The following is a 17,462-nucleotide window of genomic DNA, read 5'->3' on the forward strand; positions in this document are numbered from 1 at the left end:
GGCGCCCCAGCGGCCAGACGGTGATGTCCAGCACGTTGTCCAGCATGCGCACGGCCATGCCGGCAAGGCGCGAGAAGCCTGCTTCGTCGAAGCGCGCGGACGGCTCGAACGGGTTCTCGACGAAGCGGGTCAGGTCGATCGAGCCGAGACAGCAGCATCCGTAGGGCGGCAGGGGCTGCTCGCCGCATGGGTTGGTGGCCGCGATCGTCTCGCACCAGGAGAGATTGTTGTCGGTGTTGATACGGTCCAGGAACAACGCGCCGGGCTCCGCATGGGCGTAAGCCGATCGCATGATCCGTTCTCACAGCGCCCGCGCGGGGCGCGCGCCGTAGACCCACAGGCCGTCGTCGCGCCGGTGGTGGGCGTCGGTGCGGATGCGCGGCCCGGGTTCGGCCCGGTGCACCAACTCGACCACCCGGTCGTCGCGCACCGCCCGCATGAAGACGTCGGTCAGCCCCACGGACAGATTGAAGTTGGTCAGCTCGCCGCCGTCCTTCGCGCCGATGAAACCCTCGATGTCGGGGTGATCGCAGCGCAGCACGCCCATCTGCGCTCCCCGGCGAGCGCCCGCGGACTCCACGGTCCTGCACGAAGCGTCGAAAACGCGCATGAACGGCACGGGCCCCGAGGCACTCGACCGCGTTCCGGCCACCCACGCGCCGCGAGGCCGGATGCGCGAGAAATCGTAGCCCACGCCCCCTCCCCTGCGCATGGTCTCGGCCGCCTCGGCCAACGCGACCTAGATGCCCGGGTACCCCTCGTCGTCGCCGGTGATCGAATCGCCCACGGGTTGCACAAAGCAGTTGATGAGCGTGGCCGCCAGCGTCGTGCCGGCGGCCGACTGAATGCGCCCCGCGGGCACGAAGCCATCGCGCGAGGCCTGGAGGAAACGCGATGCCCATGCCTCCCTGTCCTGCGGCTTCTCGGCCTGCGCCAGAGCCCGGGCCACGCGACGGTGGATATCGTCGATGCCATGCTCGTCCTCCCGGGCGTACTTCTCCATCAGCACGTCACCGCTGATCTGCTGAGCGGGCGGCGCGGAAGGCGGCTGAGCGTGGGTGATGTCGCTTGCCATGGGGATGGCTGCCGGTTCGTATGAGATGCCCATGATGAGCGGCTGCTTCCCGCGAAACTTGATCCAGCGCAAGCCGCTGGAAAGCGTGAACTCCTAGAGTGCTCCGACATTCATCGCATCGCCCGGACGGGAGAAAGGACGGCATGGTTCGCAGTTTTCGCACACCCGACATCACTATCAGGGTTCCTTTCGGGACCACGGAACCGGAGCGCATCGCACTGTTGCAGGCCGCCGGCATTCCGCTGGACGCCGGCGGCGAGCTTGCGGGGGGCTTCCTGTATGAACGCCGGCCCGGCAGGTTCGGCGACGGCTCCATCTTCCGCTGGCTGGACGCGAGTGGCGACGCGGCCGGCCCAGTCGCGGCAGCCTCCGGGCATGCCCCGCTGCAAAAAATTGTCGAGCGGGTCTCCGGATGAACACACTGCGTTCGATCCTCGTCCACCTGGACGGTACCGACCGGGCCGAAGTGCGGCTGCGCCTCGCGCACCGGCTGGCGGCACTGTACGACTCGACATTGGCCGCGCTCTTCGCGGTGTCGCCGCGCGTGCTGGCCGTGCTGCCGATGATGGGAGGGCTCCCACCCATGCCCACGGCCGGCGATATCGATCCCGAACACCGCGCCCACGCAGTCGCGGTGTTCGAGCGTCTTCTGCAGGACCACGCCAGCCGAAGCGACTGGCGCGAATTGCGCGGCGAGCCCGTTGTCGAGAGCTTCATCGGCCATGCGCTCACCTGCGATCTCATGGTGCTCGGACAGCGCAATCCGCGCGACACGGCCGGCTTCGACGTGCCGTCCGATTTCGTCGAGGCTGTCCTGCTCGGCAGCGGCAAGCCGGCGCTGGTCGTGCCCGCTGCCGGCCGGGTCTCTCCGAGGCCGGAGAAGGTACTGCTCGCCTGGCGGCCGACGCGCGAATCCGCCCGGGCGCTCGAGACCGCTTTGCCCCTGCTGCAGGCGGCGCAGGAAGTTCATCTGGCGCCCTTCGCACACGGCGACGACTTTGCCTCGTCGTTGTCGAGGCTGCGCGGCTACCTGCGACTGCACGGCATCGGGCCGGTACTGGAACATCGGGCGCCGGACGAAGGAAGGCACGCCGGCGAGGCGCTGCTGTTGCTGGCGGAAAAGACCGGCGCCGGCCTGATCGTCATGGGCGCCTACGGCCACAGCCCGGCGCGCGAGCTCGTGCTCGGTGGGGCCACCCGCACCGTGCTCGAATCAGCCACGATTCCGGTCTGGATGGCGCATTGAGCGGCCTCCCGGGCCCAGGCTCCGGCTAGCCCCAGGATGCCTTCGCGAATGCATCGACGAAGCGCGACAGCTCGGCGCGCGGCAGCCGGTCGATGCCCGCGGCGCGCGACCGGCCGGCACCGCCGAAGCTGCTGCACAGCGCGTGGGCACCGCGCGGAAGCGCCAGCGGCGCACGCACGCTGACGACATAGCCAGCGCCCTGCGCTTTCAGCACAGCATGCGCGAGACCGGGTTCCGCGTTGGCCAGTTCGTTGGCGAGACAGCCCATTACGCGCCGGCTCCAGGGCGCGTCGGGCAGCACGCGCACGTTGCCCTGGGGGCCCTGCCACAACATGGCGGCTGCAGCGGCCTGATGAAGGTCTTCGTGGCGCAGCGCATCGATCTCATCGACGACATTCTCGTGGGCCAGCATGTCGCGCGGGTCCGCGTAACGCGCCATCCGCGTGAACAGCACGCGGGGGCGATGCACACGTCGTGCTCGTACTCGCCGTAGGCGTTGTAGTTGATTAGCACGCCCAGCCGGCGCAGCCCCGCGCAGTCGCCGGGCTCGAAGCCGCCGTCGAGCGCCAGGCGGTCCGCCACCGCGCCCATGTTGTCGCCGTAGATGCCGACCAGCGCCCAGGCGCGATGCGCGCCGCCCAGGTAGCGATTGACCAGCAGGCTGGTGCAGACGTCGCTCGACTCGTCGACGTGCGTCTCGAGATTCGGATGCACCGACATCTCGCCGGCAGCGTGGTGGTCGAAGTAACGCACGCGAACGCCGTCGCCAAGCAGATGCGTCAGGCTGGAGCGGTTGCGCTGCATCGAGATGTCGAACACGTTGACTTCGTCGCCCGCGCCCGCGCGGACGCGCCCGAGCAGCGCGATGTCGCGCTTGAGCCCCGTCACGAGTTCGGCAGGCCCGGGCTCGTGCAGCCGCCATTGCAAGACGGCACACAGCCCGTCGGCGTCGCCGTTGCAGACATCGAATCGCCGGACCATGGCGCAGCCTCGGGCCCGCTTGACTCAGGCCGGAAGGCGCCAGTTGCCATCGGCCTGCCGGCATGCGCTGCCGCCGATGCTGTCGGGCCGCCCACCGGCCACTACTTCGAGCCTGAAGTCGCGGCACCGGATGCTGCCGCGCTCGAAGCTGCGCGTGGGCGTGAACACGAAGCTGTCGCCCGTCTCGCGGTTGCGCCATGCCGAGGATTCGCCGTTCGCCAGGGCGTCCAGTGCGTTTGCCACGCGGCGACGGTCATCGTCGCCCATCGCCCTGGCTGCCACGCTGCCCGGTACGGCACCGAAAGATCCGGTGAGCGTGCCGCCTGCCGGCTCCCGCGAGAAGAGACCGCTGCATCCGGCCAGCACCAGCGCCGTACACGAAACGCAAAGAACCGGCGCAACTTTCTTCATCTGCATCTCCGTGGCGCCGCCTAGCTCAAGCGTAGGAACGCAGGCGGCGCGAAAAGTCTGCAAGAGGCGCGATGCCGCTCGCCTCGGCGCGCAGGCACCAGTCCTGCAACTGCTTCGCGAGCTGCTCGCCGGTAGCGGTGGATCGGCTCCACAGCGCCGTCAGTTCCCCACGCATCGAATACATCGTAGCCAGCGCCTGCGAGGCATTCAATGCCTGAATCACCTGTTGGTAGCGGGAGGGGCCGAGCAACTCTTGGTCCTTGCCGAGCCATGGCTTCACCGCCTTGAGGGTGCGCGCGGCTTCCGGCGACAGGCGGCGCAGGCGGCCGAGTTCCGTGGTGCAGGCCTTCTTCAGCGAGCGGGTGTAGTTCGACAGCACGTCGTAATGGCAGCGGATGACCGCCTGCACGGTTGCAAGGTCGACGTTCGCCTTCGGTGCAACGAGGCGCGGCGTCGGCGCCACGTGCTTCACCTTCGCCAGACCAAAGGCCTGCAGGGTACGGATGTAGAGCCAGCCGATGTCGAATTCGAACCACCTGTTCGAGAGCTTGGCCGAGGCAGGAAAGGCGTGGTGGTTGTTGTGCAGCTCCTCCCCGCCGATCAGGATGCCGATCGGAAAGATGTTCGTGCTGGCGTCGCGTGCCGGCCAGTTGCGGTACCCCCAGTAGTGGCCGATGCCATTGACGACGCCCGCCGCCCAGAACGGAATCCACACGATCTGCGTGAGCAGGATCAGGCCGCCCGGCAACACTCCGAAAAGCGCCATGTCGACGATGCCCATCAGAACGATGCCGAGGATCTTGTGCTTCGAATAGAGATTGCGCTCCAGCCAGTCGTCGGGCGTGCCATGGCCGTAGCGTTCGAGGGTTTCCGCATGCCGGGCCTCGCGCACGTAGAGGAACACGCCGCCCCACAGCACCCGGTTGAGCCCATGAATCTGCGGGCTGTGCGGGTCTTCGGGGGTTTCGCACCTGGCGTGGTGCTTGCGGTGCACCGCGGCCCACTCCCTGGTCACCATGCCGGTGGTGAGCCACAGCCAGAAGCGGAAGAGATGGCTCACCGCCGGATGGAGCTCGAGCGCGCGATGCGCCTGGTGACGGTGCAGGAAGATGGTGACCGACGCGATGGTGACGTGGGTGAGCGCCAGTGCCGCGAGCACAGCGCCCCACCAGGGAAGATCGAGAACGCCGGAATAAAGCAGGGATTGCATTCGTACCTCTTGGACAATCGCGCGATTCTGCGGACCGCGCCCGCCCTGGGGATTGATGCAGGTCAATGCGCGTTGCGCGTGGCATCCATGTGCGAGATGACTCGCCGGGTCTTGCCGCTCCGCCCTCGCCGTTTTGCGCGCCTTGCGCCTCGGACTGGTGCCGCGCAAAACACCCGCATGCTGAAGCTGTCCGCCACAATGGGCTTCATGGTCGATCCGGCAGAGCCACCTTCGTAGGGCCTGCGCCGGATGGGGCTGGAACTGAAGACCTCAGCAAACCCGTCGTGTTCGTCGGTGTGAATCCGTAGAAGCGATCGTTGAGATAGCGGGCGACCTCTCTGATGTCTTCGTCGCGCCAGCCGAGCGAGGAGGCCTGCTGCCAGCGCCGCACCTGCTCCTCGAGGCTGTCCCAGTCGTAGACCAGCTTCCTGCCGCGCCAGTGCATCTTCTCGTTGTGACAGGCCACGCAGTTCGCGTTGTAGAGCAGTTCGCCGCGCGATGGCGACTGTGCCTGGGCCGCACTCCCGTGCAGGGCCGCGAAGGCCGCCAGCGCGACCGCCGCCGGCGTGGCCAGGCTCGGCATGCCGCAACGAAGGAACGAGGTGAACATGAGGCGCATGGGACTCCCCTTTGGGGCGTAGTCGGCTAAGGCTCCATCCTCCCCTGGTAACCAGACATTCGCTTGATCCAGCGCAACGAAGCCTGCGATGCGAGTACTTAAATTGAAGGCTCCTCAACTCATTCATGGAGCACCGCGCATGAACACCGCACTGTCCCGCCTGGACCGTATCGAAAACCTCTTTCCCGACATGCTGCGCCGCTGGGCACGGCCGCTGCAGCTGATCGACGAAGCTGAACTGCCGGCTGACATCCGCGTCGACGTCACCGAAAACGACAAGGAATACCTCGTCACCGCTGAAATTCCCGGCGCGAAGAAGGAAGACGTGCGCGTGTCGGTCGATGGAAGCTATGTCTCGATCTCCGCCGAGATCAGGAAGGACGAGGAGAAGAAGCACGGCCGCTCGATCGTCCGCGAAACCTATCGCGGCAGCGTGTCGCGCGGCTTCTCGCTGGCCAGCGAGGTCGACGACAAGAACGCCATGGCGAAGCTCGAAGACGGCGTGCTGCACCTGACGCTGCCCAAGCGCGCGAACAGTACCCACAACGTACTGAAGATCCAGTAACCACAGCCCGACCGGCGCCGCCGGCAGCGGGCTTCCCGCGCGGACCGCCCTGGTCTTCCGAGGAGCCCGCATGCTCGGCGCCTACATCACCCATCCCGACTGCGCCCGCCACGACATGGGCGCAGGCCACCCGGAATGCCCCGAGCGGCTTTCCGCCATTCATGACCGGCTGCTGATCGCGGGCCTGCTGGACTGCATGGTCCCGCACGACGCGCCTCTTGCGACCCATACCCAGCTGGTGCGCGCGCACACGATGGCGTACGTGCGCGAACTCATTGCCGAAGCTCCGGCGGAGGGCCATCGCTTCGTCGATCCCGACACCCTCATGAACCCGCACACGGTGCGGGCCGCTCTTCGCGCCACGGGGGCCGCTGTGCTGGCCACCGACCTGGTGCTGGCGGGCAAGGCGTCGACGGCCTTCTGCAACGTGCGTCCCCCCCGGGCACCACGCCACGCGCGACGCAGCCATGGGCTTTTGCTTCTCCAACAACGTGGCGGTGGGCATCCGGCATGCGCTGGACGTGCACGGCCTGCAGCGCGTGGCACTGATCGACTTCGACGTTCACCACGGCAACGGCAGCGCCGACATCTTCCGCGATGACGACCGCGTGCTCATGTGCTCCATCTTCGAGAGAGGGATCTACCCCTTCTCCGGCGAGGAAGACAACGGCCCGCGCATGGTGAACGTAGGCCTTCCCGCGCGCTCCGGCGGCGATGCGTTCCGCGCAGCCGTCACCGGGCGCTGGCTGCCGGCGCTGGACGCCTTCGCGCCGCAGTTCGTCTACGTCTCGGCGGGCTTCGACGGGCATCGGGAGGACGACATGGGCAATCTTGGCTTGGTGGAGAATGACTACGTCAGGGTCACGCGACAGATCATGGACGTGGCGCAACGGCACTGCCAGGGTCGCGTCGTTTCGTGCCTGGAAGGCGGCTATGCGCTCAGTGCCCTCGCCCGCAGCGCCGCAGCCCACGTCAAGGTCTTGATCGGCGCCGACTGACCACTGCGCGAGGCAGCGGTCAGCGTGCAGGGCTCAGTGCCCGCTCGCGCCGTGTGCTCCGATGCCGGTCTCCGAACGCACCTGCTGCGCGAGGAAGCCACCGCGGTCCATCTGGGCCCGTGCACTTCGGTCGAGCATCGAGAGCAGCCAGATGCCCACGAATGCGATGCTCATCGAGAAAAGACACGGCGATGTGTACGGGAACGGTGCCGAGCCTGCCGGGTAGCCGAGAGTGGCCTCCCAGACCGAGGGCGACACCACGGTCAGGGCCACCGAAGAGACCAGCCCCAGGAAGCCGCCGACCACCGCGCCGCGCGTGGTGCAGCCCTTCCAGAGCACCGACATGAAGAGCACCGGGAAGTTGGCCGAGGCCGCGATCGCGAAGGCCAGCGACACCATGAAGGCGATATTCTGTTTCTCGAACACGATGCCCAGCAGCACCGCTAGCGCACCGAGCGCCAGCGTGGTGATCTTCGACACGCGCAGTTCGGCCGCGCTGCCCGCGTCGCCTTTCCTGATGACGGTGGCATACAGGTCGTGCGACACCGCCGAGGCACCCGACAGCGTGAGGCCTGCCACCACCGCGAGGATGGTCGCGAACGCCACCGCCGAGATGAAGCCCAGGAACACGTTGCCGCCCACCGCATTGGCCAGGTGAATCGCCGCCATGTTGCCGCCGCCCCTGAGCACGCCCTTGGCGTCGAGGAAGTCGGGGTTGGTCAGCACGAAGGTGATGGCGCCGAAGCCGATGATGAAGGTCAGCAGGTAGAAGTATCCGATCCAGCCCGTGGCCCACATGACGGACTTGCGCGCCTCCTTGGCGCTGGGCACGGTGAAGAAGCGCATCAGGATGTGCGGCAGGCCGGCCGTGCCGAACATCAGTGCCATGCCGAAGGAGATCGCCGAGATCGGGTCCTTCACGAAGTTGCCCGGCCCCATGATCGACTGCCCGATGCTCGCGGCCACCTGGGCGGTCTTGCCGTCCTTGAGTGCCAGGTCTGTCTTGACCTTGACCGCGCCGGCGAACATCGCCTCGGGGCTGAAGCCGAAGTGCCACAACACCGAGAGAGCCATGAAGCTCGCGCCGCCCAGCAGCAGGCCGGCCTTGATGATCTGCACCCAGGTGGTGGCCGTCATGCCGCCGAAGAGCACGTAGACCATCATGAGCGAGCCGACGATGACCACCGCCACCCAGTATTCCAGGCCGAACAGCAGCTTGATGAGCTGCCCCGCCCCCACCATCTGCGCGATGAGGTAGAACGCCACCACCACCAGCGTGCCCGAGGCCGCGAAGATGCGCACCGGCGACTGCTTGAAGCGGAAGGCCGCCACGTCGGCGAAGGTGAACTTGCCGAGGTTGCGCAGCCGCTCGGCCATCAGGAAGGTGATGACCGGCCAGCCGACGAGAAAGCCGATGGAATAGATCAACCCGTCGTAGCCGGTGGCCATCACCGCGGCCGAGATTCCGAGGAACGATGCCGCCGACATGTAGTCGCCGGCAATCGCGAGCCCGTTCTGGAAGCCCGTGATGCCGCCGCCGGCCGTGTAGAAGTCGGATGCAGACCGTGTGCGCGCCGCGGCCCACTTCGTGATGAAGAGGGTCGCCACCACGAAGAGCCCGAACATGCCGATCGCGGTGCAGTTGGTGGCCTGCCGCTGCAACTGGCCCAGGTCGGCACCGGCCGCGAAAGCACCTGCCGACACGGCACACAGCGCGAAGAAGGCGGCGGCGGATCGCACGCGGGATGGACTCGGAAGATGGGCGCTCATGGCTTGGCCGCTTTCTGTACCGCCTTGACCACGGCGTCGGAGAGGGTGTCGAACTCCGCGTTCGCCCGGCGCACGTAGTAGCCGGTGATGGCCACGGTGAAGACAATCACCCCGAAGCCGATCGGCATGCCCAGGGTCATGACGCCGTCGCCGATACGCCGCGCCAGGAACTCTTTGTCGAAGGCCACCAGCAGCACGAATCCGTAATACGCGATGAGCATCAGCACCGCCAGCGTCCAGCCGAAGCGGTCACGCCGGCGCTTGAGTTGCCTGTATTGGGGATGCGCGGCGATGCGCGCGACCAGTTCGTCTTCCATCGAGGTCTCCTGTTTTGCAATGGGCGGATTAGGAGCGCGCGCGCCTCGCCGAAGCTTGCGCTGGCGCAAGGTTTTGTTCTTCGCCGCCTGCAAGATCGCGTCACTTCACCTGGCTCCACTTCCCTGCGAAAGACACGAGACATGAACGCTCCCGACCTCCCGTCCCGCCTCCCGACCTATGCGCCGCCGGAAGCACTCGCCCGCAACGCCCATGTTGCAGGCCGTGCCGCTTATGACGCACTGGTGGCCGAAGCCGATGCCGACCACGAGGGCTACTGGGCCCGTCTGGCGCGCGAATTCGTCGGCTGGAAGACACCGTTCACCAGGACGCTGGACAGCAGCGATGCGCCCCACTACCGCTGGTTCGAGGACGGTACCCTCAACGTGTCGTGGAACTGCCTGGACCGCCAGGTGACGGCCGGCAAGGGCGACAAGGTGGCGATCGTCTTCGAGTCGGACGATGGCAAGGTCACCCGCACGACCTATTCGCAACTGCTCGCACAGACTTGCCGCATGGCCAACGCGCTGAAGGCGCGCGGCGTGAAGAAAAGCGACCGCGTCGTCATCTACATGCCGATGTCGGTCGAGGGCGTGGTGGCGATGCAGGCTTGCGCGCGGCTCGGTGCGGTGCACTCGGTGGTGTTCGGCGGCTTCTCGGCGCATGCGTTGCGCGACCGCATCGCAGACACCGGTGCCGCAGTGGTCATCACCGCCGACCAGCAGGTGCGCGCGGGCAAGCAATTACCGCTCAAGGCGCTGGTCGACGAAGCGCTCGCGCTTGGCGGCTGCGAGGCGGTGGCGTCCGTCATCGTCTATCGGCGCACCGGCGCCCCCATCGCGTGGACTCAGCGCGACCTCTGGATGCATGAGATCACGCAAGTGCAGGACGATCGTTGCTCGCCCGAATGGGTGGGCGCCGAACACCCCTTGTTCCTGCTCTACACGTCCGGCTCCACCGGCAAGCCCAAGGGCGTGCAGCATTGCAGCGGCGGCTACCTGCTGCACGCGGCGCTCACAACCAAGTGGACTTTCGACATGCACGACGACGACGTGTTCTGGTGCACGGCCGACATCGGCTGGGTCACGGGTCACACCTACATCGCCTACGGCCCGCTGGCGATCGGTGCCACGGAGGTGGTGTTCGAGGGCGTGCCCACCTACCCCGACGCAGGCCGCTTCTGGCAGATGATCGAGCGGCACGGCGTGACGGCCTTCTACACCGCACCCACGGCAATCCGCTCGCTCATCAAGGCCGCCGAAGGCGACCCGGCCGTGCACCCCGACCGCTACGACCTGGGCAGCCTGCGCGTGCTGGGCTCGGTCGGCGAGCCGATCAACCCGGCTTCCTGGGAGTGGTATCGCCAGCATGTGGGCGGCGGCCGTTGCCCGGTGCTCGACACCTGGTGGCAGACCGAGACCGGCGGCCACATGATCGCGCCGCTGCCGGGTGCCACCGATCTCGTGCCGGGCTCCTGCACCTTGCCCTTCCCGGGCATCGCCGCGGCCATCGTCGACGAGACCGGCAACGACGTGCCCAACGGCGAGAGTGGCCTGTTGGTCATCAAGAAGCCCTGGCCGAGCATGATCCGCGGGGTGTGGGGCGACGACGCGCGCTACCGTTCAAGCTACTACCCGCCCGAGCTGCGCGGCTACTACCTGGCGGGCGACGGTGCCTCGCGCGACGCGCTCACGGGCTATTTCACCATCGGCGGGCGCATCGACGACGTGCTGAACGTCAGCGGTCACCGCATGGGCACGATGGAGATCGAGTCGGCGCTTGTGGCCTGCACGGCGCTGGTGGCCGAGGCAGCGGTGGTCGGGCGACCCGACGACACCACAGGCGAGGCGATCTGCGCGTTCGTGGTGCTCAAGCAGCCTCGACCCCAGGGGCCGGAGGCCAACCGGCTGGCGGGCGAGTTGCGCGCCTGGATCGGCAAGGAGATCGGCCCCATCGCCAAGCCCAGGGAGATCCGCTTCGCGGACAACCTGCCCAAGACGCGCAGCGGCAAGATCATGCGCCGCCTGCTGCGCTCTGTGGCCAAGGGCGAAGCGATCACACAGGACGTGTCGACGCTGGAGAACCCGGCGATCCTCGACCAGTTGACCGAGGCGCACTGAGCCTGCCCTGCTACCCCCGGGCCGGGGCGCGGTGCACCGGGAGCGCATTCAACGGAATGCGCAGGTACGCGACGCCGTTGTCGTCGACAGGCGGAAACCGCCCCGCCCGCACGTTCACCTGGATCGACGGGAGGATGAGCGTCGGTACATCCAGGGTCGCGTCGCGGGCCGTGCGCATCGCGACGAACTCGTCGACGCCGATGCCGTCGCGCACATGGATGTTGTGCGCACGCTGTTCCGCAACCGTGGTCTGCCAGCGGGCCTGCCGCGACGCCGGCGGGTAGTCGTGGCAGACGTACATGGCGGTGTCGGGCGGCAGCGCCAGCAGCCTGCGCATCGACCTATAGAGCTGGCGGGCATCGCCGCCGGGAAAGTCGGCGCGTGCGCTGCCGAGATCGGGCATGAAGAGCGTGTCGCCGACGAATACGGCGCCGTCCACCAGATAGGCCATGTCCGCAGGGGTGTGCCCCGGCACCAGCAAGGCGGTGGCCTCGACGTCGCCGATCTTGAATACCTCGCCGTCCTTGAACAGGTGGTCGAACTGACTTCCGTCGGGCAGGAAGCCGCGTTCGAGGTTGAAGAGCTTCTGGAAGGTCGACTGGACGACGCGGATGTTCTTGCCGATGGCGATTCTTCCGCCCACCCGCTCCTGGATGTGGCGGGCTCCGGACAGGTGATCTGCATGCGCATGGGTCTCCAGGATCCAGTCGATGCTCAGGCCGTGGTCGCGGACATAGGCGAGCAGCTTGTCGGCCGACGCGGTGCTGGTATGCCCTGACTTGAAGTCGTAGTCCAGCACCGGGTCGATGACCGCAGCATGCCTTGTGGCCTCCTCCCACAAAACGTAGGAAATCGTCCCTGTCCCGGGGTCGAAGAAGCCTTCAATCATCGTGCGGGTTGCCATGAGTGCTCCATTCAGGGATGTTCCGTTGTTCGCACAAACAATATATACTTAAATATAATATGTCAATCGAAAGCGAAACTTCGAACCCATGAAGACTTTGTCCCTGGTCATTGACCCTGCGCTCCTGCGCTCAGCCGCCGGCAAGGCGGTCACGGCACTCAAGCTCCTGGCCAACGAAGACCGCCTCCTTCTCCTGTGCCAGATGTCGCAAGGCGAAATGTGCGTCAGCGACCTGGAGCAGACACTAGGTATCCACCAGCCCACGCTGTCGCAGCAACTGGGCGTGCTGCGCAACGAGGGCGTCGTCAACACCCGCCGCGAAGGCAAGAACATCTTCTACAGCGTGGCCGACCCTGCAATGCTGGAAATCCTCGCGGTCCTGTATCGCCTCTACTGCCCGAAGGAAGAATGATGACCATCGACTGGCAGCACTTCACCCCGCTCGCAGCGCTGGCCGGTGGCGTGCTCATCGGCATCGCCGCGGCGATGTTCTTGCTGCTCAACGGGCGCATCGCAGGCATCAGCGGCGTGCTCGGGGGACTGCTCAGGCCGCTCAGGGGCGACGTGGCATGGCGCGGCGCCTTCACGCTGGGACTCGTCGGTGCACCTCTGGTCTATCTGCTCTTCGCGGCGCTGCCCAGGCCGCAGATCGACGCAGGATACGGCACGCTGATCCTCGCCGGGCTGCTCGTCGGCGTGGGCACGCGCTACGGGTCCGGCTGCACGAGCGGTCATGGGGTCTGCGGCATTTCCCGCCTGTCGCCACGCTCGCTCGTGGCCACGTTGGCGTTCATGGGCACCGGCTTTGCCACTGTGTTCGTGACACGTCATCTGCTCGGGGCCTGAGGAGACGCCATGCTCGTTTTCGCTTCACTGCTCGCCGGCCTGGTCTTCGGGCTCGGCCTCATCGTTTCCGGCATGGCCAATCCGGCCAAGGTGCTCGGCTTCCTCGACCTTTCCGGTGCCTGGGACCCGTCCCTTGCCTTCGTCATGGCTGGCGCCATCGCGGTCGCCATGGCGGCGTTCATGGTGGCGGGACGTCGCAGGGTATCGATCCTCGGTGCCGAGATGTGTCTGCCCTCGGCGCGCCGCCTCGACCGCCGCCTCATCGGAGGCAGCCTGCTCTTCGGCATCGGCTGGGGTCTCGCCGGATTCTGTCCCGGTCCGGGCCTGGTCGCTCTCGGAATGGGCGAAGGCAAGGCCCTCATCTTCGTGGCCGCGATGCTGACGGGCATGGGAATCTTCGAAATCCTCGAACGGCTCCATCGTTGAAGGAGCCAGTGCAGTCAGAGGCCCGCTTCACGCACGCGCTTCAGGAAGTCGGATTCGTCCTCCTGCCGCCGCATAGGCGCGCGTCGCCGGAAAGGCGCCAGGCACAGTGCGAACAGTTTCTTCATGGCTATTCCTTGCTTGGGGGTTGAGGCCGCCGTCGATCGAACTCAAGCAGTAAGAGCTGCCGACTCGTTCGCCGTCGCGTGCACGAGCATCACGGGCACCGCCGAACCACGCAAGATCCGCTCCGCACTGCTTCCCAGCAGCACCTCGCCCAGGTCGCGCCGGCCGTGTGTGCCGGCCACGACAAGATCGGCATGCCACCGCCTTGCTTCGTCGGCGACCAGGCTGGAGACGGTGCCGTCCCATTCGTTGTAGAGCACAGAGTCGACCTCGACATCCGCGTGGCGCACGAGATCGATGCTCCGGTCGACCAGGCGCGTGGCCTCGGCGCGCAGGTCCGCAGGCCCATTGCGCGCATAGCCGGCTTGCGCAATGGACAACTCGTCGATCACATGAAGAAGCCGGATCTGGCTATTCATCGCTCTGGCAAGGCGAGTCGCTTCCTCGACTGCCCGGACCGCCGCCGGGCTGCCGTCGATGGGAACGAGTATTCGTCGATACACAAGAGACTTCTTCGCCGGGAACGGGCTTGCCGTGAGCACGAAGCTCATCGAAGCGCAGACACGAAGCGGCCGTGCCGTGCCCTGCTCGATTTCTCGATCGATGCAGTGGCGGTCCTGGCAATCATGCTGTTCATGACGTCATCTTCTTTCCGGGTTGCATTGAATGTCGTCTCATTCTGTACATGGCCCGCGGCGATGGCTTGACATGCATCAATGGACGCGGAGCCGCATGAACATCCGGTGCAAGGAGGACGAAATCGATCCAGCCCTTCCGCCTGTGAGGACCGGGGCGGCCCGGCTCAGGCCTGGATCTGACCGTCTACGACTTGGATGATGCGGTCGCAACGCCGGGCGAGTTCCGGGTTGTGGGTGACGAACAGGATCGCCATGCCACGCTCGCGATTGGCTTTTTGCAGGAGCTCGAACACCGCGTCGGCCGCCTTGGTGTCGAGGTTCCCCGTGGGTTCGTCCGCGAGCAGCAGCGGCGGGTCCATGGCGAGCGACCGGGCCACGGCCACGCGCTGTTGCTGGCCGCCGCTGAGCTGGGTGACCATGCTGTCGCGCCATCTCTCCAGGCCTACGTTGTCGAGCAGCTCAGCCGCGCGCCGCTCCATGTCCTCGTTGAGGAAGCCTGCATCGCCGAGCATCGGCATCATCACGTTCTCCACAGCGGTGAAGCCAGCGAGCAGGTTGTGATATTGGAAGATGAAACCGATGTTGTGCCCGCGCAGGCGCGTGAGCGCGCGCTCGTCGAGCACGCGGGTCTCTTTACCGCCGATGCGCAGCGATCCGCGCGTGGGCCGGTCCAGCAGACCGACGATATTGAGAAGCGTGCTCTTGCCCGAACCCGACGGCCCCATGACCGCGCAGAATTCGCCGCGCGCCAGGGTGAGGTCGATGCCGTGCAGCACCTCGGTCTCGTTCGGCAGACCGAGATTGAAAGCCTTGTGCACGCCGTGCAGGCTGACGACGGGTTCAACCACGGATCGCCACCACGGGGTCAAGGCGCGCCGCGCGCAGCGCCGGCGCGAATGCGGCTGCCAGACCGGTGAGCGTGGCCAGCAGGAGCGACGCCACGAACAGGCCCGGCTCGACGGCCAGCGGAAAAAGCGGCGTGCCGTCGGGGTTGAGCGCGTAGCGTTGCCACAGCAGCAGCGCCATCAGCCCGATGCCCGCGCCGCCAAAGGAACCCAGCAGCCCGAGCAGCCCGCCCTGCAACAGGAAGACCCGCAGCACCTGCCCGCGCGAGATGCCCATGGCGCGCAGGATGCCGATCTCCCGCGACTTCTGCACCACCGACACCACCAGCACGCTGGCGATGCCGAAAGCCACCGAGAGACCGACGAAGAAGCGGATGGTGGTGTTCGACGTCTTCTGCGCCTGCACGGCGGTGAAGAATTGTGCGTTGGTCGCGATCCAGCTGTCGGCTTCCACACCGGTGGCCGCGGTGATGCGCTGCGCGACGGTCTCGGCGGCATAGATGTCCTTCACCTTCACCTCCAGGCTGGAGACACCGCCGACGAGACCCAGCAGGCTCTGCGCCGTGCGCAGCGCCACGAAGGTGGTGCGCTGGTTGGCGGGCTTGCTGCCCAGGTCGAACAGGCCTGTGACCATGAGCGTCTGGTCAGCACCGCTGGCGGAAGACACGCGCAGCTTGTCGCCGATGCCCACGCCCAGGTCGATGGCGAGATCGGTGCCAATCAGGATGATCACCAACGCGGAGCCGCCCGCCGCGGGCGCCACCACTTCCACGTCGGGCATGGCGCGGACTTGCGCCGCGATCGACTGCCATTGATCGATCGACTTCAGACGCTGAAGCGGTGCCTGCACGATGGCGTCTTCGAGCGGGAGAGCGCCATCCGCGCGCCCGGCGCCGAGCGTTCGCGCCGCCTCCTTGGGCGGCAGCAGCTGGATATGCGATTGCGCCGTGAGCACGCGACGGATGAAATTGGACTGCAGGCCCGTAAGCAACGCCGACATGAACACGATCACAGCCACTCCGATCGCAATGCCGGCGAGGATGAACAGGGTCTGCATGCGCCCTTCGCGCAGGAAGCGCAGCGCGACGATCCATTCGAAGGGCAGCCAGCGGTTTCTCATGGCCATGCTGGGCGCGTATCGACCGGCGCGGCGAGCACCGCGCGCAGACGAGATCCGTCATGAATGTCCGCCGTCTTCGCGGGCAGCACCAGATCGCCCGGGCGCAGGCCTTCGAGCACCTCGCTGAAGCCGCCACCGCGCAGCCCCAGTCGCACCGGCTGGCGCCGCGCGTGGCGCCCGTCCACCTTGAGCACCCAGGGTTCAGCCCGGTCTGCGTCGTGCAGCGCGTCGGAAGCCACCAGCACGGCCTGCGACCGTTGTGCGACCTGGATATCGACCGACACCGTCATGTCCTGCCGCAAGTAGGCCGGCGCCTCGGGAACGTCCAGCTTGACCTCGACCGAGCCGCGCTGCACGTCCACGCCCGGGTTGATGTAGACCAGTTCGGCCGTCAGTCGCTTCTCGGGGTAGGCATCGGCCGAGGCGACCGCCTTCTGGCCAGGCGCGAGCAACTGCAGGTTCTTCTCGTCGATCTGCACCACCAGTTGGGTCTTGCCGGCCGGAGAGAGAACCATCAGTGCCTTGCCCGGCTGAACCACGTCGCCGGGCTCCACGGCGCGGTCGATCAGCGTGCCGTCCACGGGCGCCGCGATGGTGGCGTAGACCAGGCGCGAATGCGCCATGGCCGCGCCCGCCATCGCCTGCGCGAGCGCGGTCTCGGCCATGGCGTAGTCGCTGCCGCCGACGCGTGTGCCGTCGAGTTGGCTCTGGCTGGACCGTAGCTGCGACTCGGCGAGGTCGACGCTCTTGTGCACGTCGTCCAGTGCCGCCTGTCCGACGAAGCCCTGCCGGAAAAGGTCGGTGTTGCGGCGCAGTTGCGCGCGCGCGTTGTCGAGGTTCACCTGCGCCTGGCGCACGACCTGCACCGCCACCGGCGCCTGCACCTCGCGCAATTGCCGCAGGCGGGCCCGTGCCTGTGACACAGCTGCGTCGGCCTGCGCGAGTGCTGCCGACCACTCGGCGCTTTCGAGTTCGATCAGCACCTGCCCCACACGCACGCTCTGGCCTTCGGTCACCGGTACGCGCTTCACCTTGCCGGTGATCTGGGTGCCGATGTTCACGCGGTGCGGCGTCTCGACATGCCCGCTGGCCACGACCGATTGGACAAAATCCCGCCGCACCACGGCCATTACCTCCACGCGCGGGCCGTAAAGGAGTGGCGGCCCCATCCAGAGGCCTGCAGCCAGCGCCGACGCCAGCACGAGCGCGACAGGCAGGCGCGGCCTGACGGCCTTCCACAGGCGCGCGGG

Annotated in this window: 19 protein-coding genes and 2 pseudogenes; 8 read left to right on the forward strand and 13 right to left on the reverse strand. The window is 67.0% G+C overall.

Annotated elements, in window-relative coordinates:
* Nucleotides 1-1,075, reverse strand: a pseudogene (locus tag ACODT0_RS23165) (ribonucleotide reductase N-terminal alpha domain-containing protein); the annotation flags it as partial.
* Between the two features lie 143 nt (nucleotides 1,076-1,218).
* On the opposite strand from ACODT0_RS23165, the gene ACODT0_RS23170 reads away from it, so the two are divergent.
* Together ACODT0_RS23170 and ACODT0_RS23175 are read left to right on the forward strand one after the other, a co-directional pair.
* Entirely contained in the window at nucleotides 1,219-1,491 is a 273-nt protein-coding gene (locus ACODT0_RS23170) for a hypothetical protein (RefSeq protein WP_261211847.1), read from the forward strand.
* Nucleotides 1,488-2,321, forward strand: coding sequence for a universal stress protein (locus ACODT0_RS23175; protein ID WP_261211846.1), 834 nt, complete (start codon nucleotides 1,488-1,490; stop codon nucleotides 2,319-2,321). Before ACODT0_RS23170 ends, ACODT0_RS23175 begins: the two co-directional genes overlap by 4 nt.
* Nucleotides 2,322-2,346: 25 nt before the next feature.
* On the opposite strand, the gene ACODT0_RS23180 is transcribed toward ACODT0_RS23175, so the two are convergent.
* The 5 genes from ACODT0_RS23180 to ACODT0_RS23200 all read right to left on the reverse strand — a co-directional run bounded on the left by ACODT0_RS23180 (nucleotide 2,347) and on the right by ACODT0_RS23200 (nucleotide 5,542).
* Nucleotides 2,347-2,589: a hypothetical protein gene (locus tag ACODT0_RS23180; protein WP_261211844.1), complete on the reverse strand. Its 243-nt coding sequence runs from the start codon at nucleotides 2,587-2,589 to the stop codon at nucleotides 2,347-2,349.
* Nucleotides 2,589-3,302 (reverse strand): hypothetical protein, encoded by a 714-nt coding sequence (locus tag ACODT0_RS23185; RefSeq protein ID WP_261211842.1) that lies wholly within the window; start codon nucleotides 3,300-3,302, stop codon nucleotides 2,589-2,591. Before ACODT0_RS23185 ends, ACODT0_RS23180 begins: the two co-directional genes overlap by 1 nt.
* Before the next feature lie 24 nt (nucleotides 3,303-3,326).
* Complete coding sequence (locus ACODT0_RS23190) at nucleotides 3,327-3,713, reverse strand: RT0821/Lpp0805 family surface protein (RefSeq protein WP_057590574.1); 387 nt, start codon at nucleotides 3,711-3,713, stop codon at nucleotides 3,327-3,329.
* Between the two features lie 25 nt (nucleotides 3,714-3,738).
* On the reverse strand, nucleotides 3,739-4,923 hold the full coding sequence (locus tag ACODT0_RS23195) for a DesA family fatty acid desaturase (protein ID WP_057590494.1): 1,185 nt from the start codon (nucleotides 4,921-4,923) through the stop codon (nucleotides 3,739-3,741).
* 205 nt (nucleotides 4,924-5,128) lie between these two features.
* Nucleotides 5,129-5,542, reverse strand: coding sequence for a c-type cytochrome (locus ACODT0_RS23200; protein ID WP_261211840.1), 414 nt, complete (start codon nucleotides 5,540-5,542; stop codon nucleotides 5,129-5,131).
* Nucleotides 5,543-5,681: 139 nt separating this feature from the next.
* On the opposite strand from ACODT0_RS23200, the gene ACODT0_RS23205 reads away from it, so the two are divergent.
* Together ACODT0_RS23205 and ACODT0_RS23210 are read left to right on the forward strand one after the other, a co-directional pair.
* Nucleotides 5,682-6,107, forward strand: a complete 426-nt coding sequence (locus ACODT0_RS23205) for an Hsp20/alpha crystallin family protein (protein WP_261211839.1) — start codon at nucleotides 5,682-5,684, stop codon at nucleotides 6,105-6,107.
* 70 nt (nucleotides 6,108-6,177) lie between these two features.
* A pseudogene (locus tag ACODT0_RS23210) lies at nucleotides 6,178-7,105 on the forward strand (histone deacetylase family protein).
* Nucleotides 7,106-7,138: 33 nt separating this feature from the next.
* Here the strand turns inward: ACODT0_RS23210 and ACODT0_RS23215 are convergent.
* Nucleotides 7,139-8,875: a cation acetate symporter gene (locus ACODT0_RS23215; RefSeq protein WP_489042383.1), complete on the reverse strand. Its 1,737-nt coding sequence runs from the start codon at nucleotides 8,873-8,875 to the stop codon at nucleotides 7,139-7,141.
* Complete coding sequence (locus ACODT0_RS23220) at nucleotides 8,872-9,192, reverse strand: DUF485 domain-containing protein (RefSeq protein WP_057590497.1); 321 nt, start codon at nucleotides 9,190-9,192, stop codon at nucleotides 8,872-8,874. The genes ACODT0_RS23215 and ACODT0_RS23220 overlap by 4 nt, the downstream gene beginning before the upstream one ends.
* A 141-nt stretch (nucleotides 9,193-9,333) precedes the next feature.
* Between ACODT0_RS23220 and acs the strand changes: the two genes are divergently transcribed.
* The gene (gene acs, locus ACODT0_RS23225) at nucleotides 9,334-11,310 is read left to right on the forward strand and encodes an acetate--CoA ligase (RefSeq protein WP_489042384.1); all 1,977 of its coding nucleotides are present in this window, start codon (nucleotides 9,334-9,336) and stop codon (nucleotides 11,308-11,310) included.
* Between the two features lie 10 nt (nucleotides 11,311-11,320).
* On the opposite strand, the gene ACODT0_RS23230 is transcribed toward acs, so the two are convergent.
* Nucleotides 11,321-12,214, reverse strand: coding sequence for an MBL fold metallo-hydrolase (locus ACODT0_RS23230; protein ID WP_489042385.1), 894 nt, complete (start codon nucleotides 12,212-12,214; stop codon nucleotides 11,321-11,323).
* 88 nt (nucleotides 12,215-12,302) lie between these two features.
* Between ACODT0_RS23230 and ACODT0_RS23235 the strand changes: the two genes are divergently transcribed.
* The 3 genes from ACODT0_RS23235 to ACODT0_RS23245 are packed head-to-tail and all read left to right on the forward strand — an operon-like array spanning nucleotide 12,303 to nucleotide 13,486.
* The gene (locus ACODT0_RS23235) at nucleotides 12,303-12,626 is read left to right on the forward strand and encodes an ArsR/SmtB family transcription factor (protein ID WP_057590500.1); all 324 of its coding nucleotides are present in this window, start codon (nucleotides 12,303-12,305) and stop codon (nucleotides 12,624-12,626) included.
* The gene (locus tag ACODT0_RS23240; protein ID WP_261211834.1) at nucleotides 12,626-13,060 is read left to right on the forward strand and encodes a YeeE/YedE family protein; all 435 of its coding nucleotides are present in this window, start codon (nucleotides 12,626-12,628) and stop codon (nucleotides 13,058-13,060) included. The genes ACODT0_RS23235 and ACODT0_RS23240 overlap by 1 nt, the downstream gene beginning before the upstream one ends.
* A gap of 9 nt (nucleotides 13,061-13,069) precedes the next feature.
* Nucleotides 13,070-13,486 carry a DUF6691 family protein gene (locus ACODT0_RS23245; RefSeq protein WP_057590501.1) on the forward strand — a complete coding sequence of 139 codons (417 nt, stop codon included), beginning with the start codon at nucleotides 13,070-13,072 and terminating at the stop codon, nucleotides 13,484-13,486.
* Between the two features lie 167 nt (nucleotides 13,487-13,653).
* Here the strand turns inward: ACODT0_RS23245 and ACODT0_RS23250 are convergent, their stop codons facing one another.
* The 4 genes from ACODT0_RS23250 to ACODT0_RS23265 all read right to left on the reverse strand — a co-directional run bounded on the left by ACODT0_RS23250 (nucleotide 13,654) and on the right by ACODT0_RS23265 (nucleotide 17,381).
* A complete protein-coding gene (locus ACODT0_RS23250) occupies nucleotides 13,654-14,160 on the reverse strand; it encodes a universal stress protein (RefSeq protein ID WP_489042386.1) in 507 nt (168 codons plus the stop codon).
* Between the two features lie 251 nt (nucleotides 14,161-14,411).
* Nucleotides 14,412-15,095 carry an ABC transporter ATP-binding protein gene (locus tag ACODT0_RS23255; RefSeq protein ID WP_489042387.1) on the reverse strand — a complete coding sequence of 228 codons (684 nt, stop codon included), beginning with the start codon at nucleotides 15,093-15,095 and terminating at the stop codon, nucleotides 14,412-14,414.
* Nucleotides 15,088-16,218, reverse strand: a complete 1,131-nt coding sequence (locus ACODT0_RS23260; RefSeq protein WP_489042388.1) for an ABC transporter permease — start codon at nucleotides 16,216-16,218, stop codon at nucleotides 15,088-15,090. Before ACODT0_RS23260 ends, ACODT0_RS23255 begins: the two co-directional genes overlap by 8 nt.
* Nucleotides 16,209-17,381 (reverse strand): efflux RND transporter periplasmic adaptor subunit, encoded by a 1,173-nt coding sequence (locus ACODT0_RS23265; RefSeq protein WP_489042389.1) that lies wholly within the window; start codon nucleotides 17,379-17,381, stop codon nucleotides 16,209-16,211. Before ACODT0_RS23265 ends, ACODT0_RS23260 begins: the two co-directional genes overlap by 10 nt.
* Nucleotides 17,382-17,462: the final 81 nt, after the last annotated feature.

This window comes from Variovorax sp. FG153 (assembly GCF_057809595.1).

Coding starts and splice junctions, on each gene's coding strand:
- ACODT0_RS23170 (WP_261211847.1), top strand. CDS start 1,219: ATGGTTCGCAGTTTTCGCACACCCGACATCACTATCAGGGTTCCTTTC.
- ACODT0_RS23175 (WP_261211846.1), top strand. CDS start 1,488: ATGAACACACTGCGTTCGATCCTCGTCCACCTGGACGGTACCGACCGG.
- ACODT0_RS23180 (WP_261211844.1), bottom strand. CDS start 2,589: ATGGGCTGTCTCGCCAACGAACTGGCCAACGCGGAACCCGGTCTCGCG.
- ACODT0_RS23185 (WP_261211842.1), bottom strand. CDS start 3,302: ATGGTCCGGCGATTCGATGTCTGCAACGGCGACGCCGACGGGCTGTGT.
- ACODT0_RS23190 (WP_057590574.1), bottom strand. CDS start 3,713: ATGAAGAAAGTTGCGCCGGTTCTTTGCGTTTCGTGTACGGCGCTGGTG.
- ACODT0_RS23195 (WP_057590494.1), bottom strand. CDS start 4,923: ATGCAATCCCTGCTTTATTCCGGCGTTCTCGATCTTCCCTGGTGGGGC.
- ACODT0_RS23200 (WP_261211840.1), bottom strand. CDS start 5,542: ATGCGCCTCATGTTCACCTCGTTCCTTCGTTGCGGCATGCCGAGCCTG.
- ACODT0_RS23205 (WP_261211839.1), top strand. CDS start 5,682: ATGAACACCGCACTGTCCCGCCTGGACCGTATCGAAAACCTCTTTCCC.
- ACODT0_RS23215 (WP_489042383.1), bottom strand. CDS start 8,875: ATGAGCGCCCATCTTCCGAGTCCATCCCGCGTGCGATCCGCCGCCGCC.
- ACODT0_RS23220 (WP_057590497.1), bottom strand. CDS start 9,192: ATGGAAGACGAACTGGTCGCGCGCATCGCCGCGCATCCCCAATACAGG.
- acs (WP_489042384.1), top strand. CDS start 9,334: ATGAACGCTCCCGACCTCCCGTCCCGCCTCCCGACCTATGCGCCGCCG.
- ACODT0_RS23230 (WP_489042385.1), bottom strand. CDS start 12,214: ATGGCAACCCGCACGATGATTGAAGGCTTCTTCGACCCCGGGACAGGG.
- ACODT0_RS23235 (WP_057590500.1), top strand. CDS start 12,303: ATGAAGACTTTGTCCCTGGTCATTGACCCTGCGCTCCTGCGCTCAGCC.
- ACODT0_RS23240 (WP_261211834.1), top strand. CDS start 12,626: ATGACCATCGACTGGCAGCACTTCACCCCGCTCGCAGCGCTGGCCGGT.
- ACODT0_RS23245 (WP_057590501.1), top strand. CDS start 13,070: ATGCTCGTTTTCGCTTCACTGCTCGCCGGCCTGGTCTTCGGGCTCGGC.
- ACODT0_RS23250 (WP_489042386.1), bottom strand. CDS start 14,160: ATGAGCTTCGTGCTCACGGCAAGCCCGTTCCCGGCGAAGAAGTCTCTT.
- ACODT0_RS23260 (WP_489042388.1), bottom strand. CDS start 16,218: ATGGCCATGAGAAACCGCTGGCTGCCCTTCGAATGGATCGTCGCGCTG.
- ACODT0_RS23265 (WP_489042389.1), bottom strand. CDS start 17,381: ATGGGGCCGCCACTCCTTTACGGCCCGCGCGTGGAGGTAATGGCCGTG.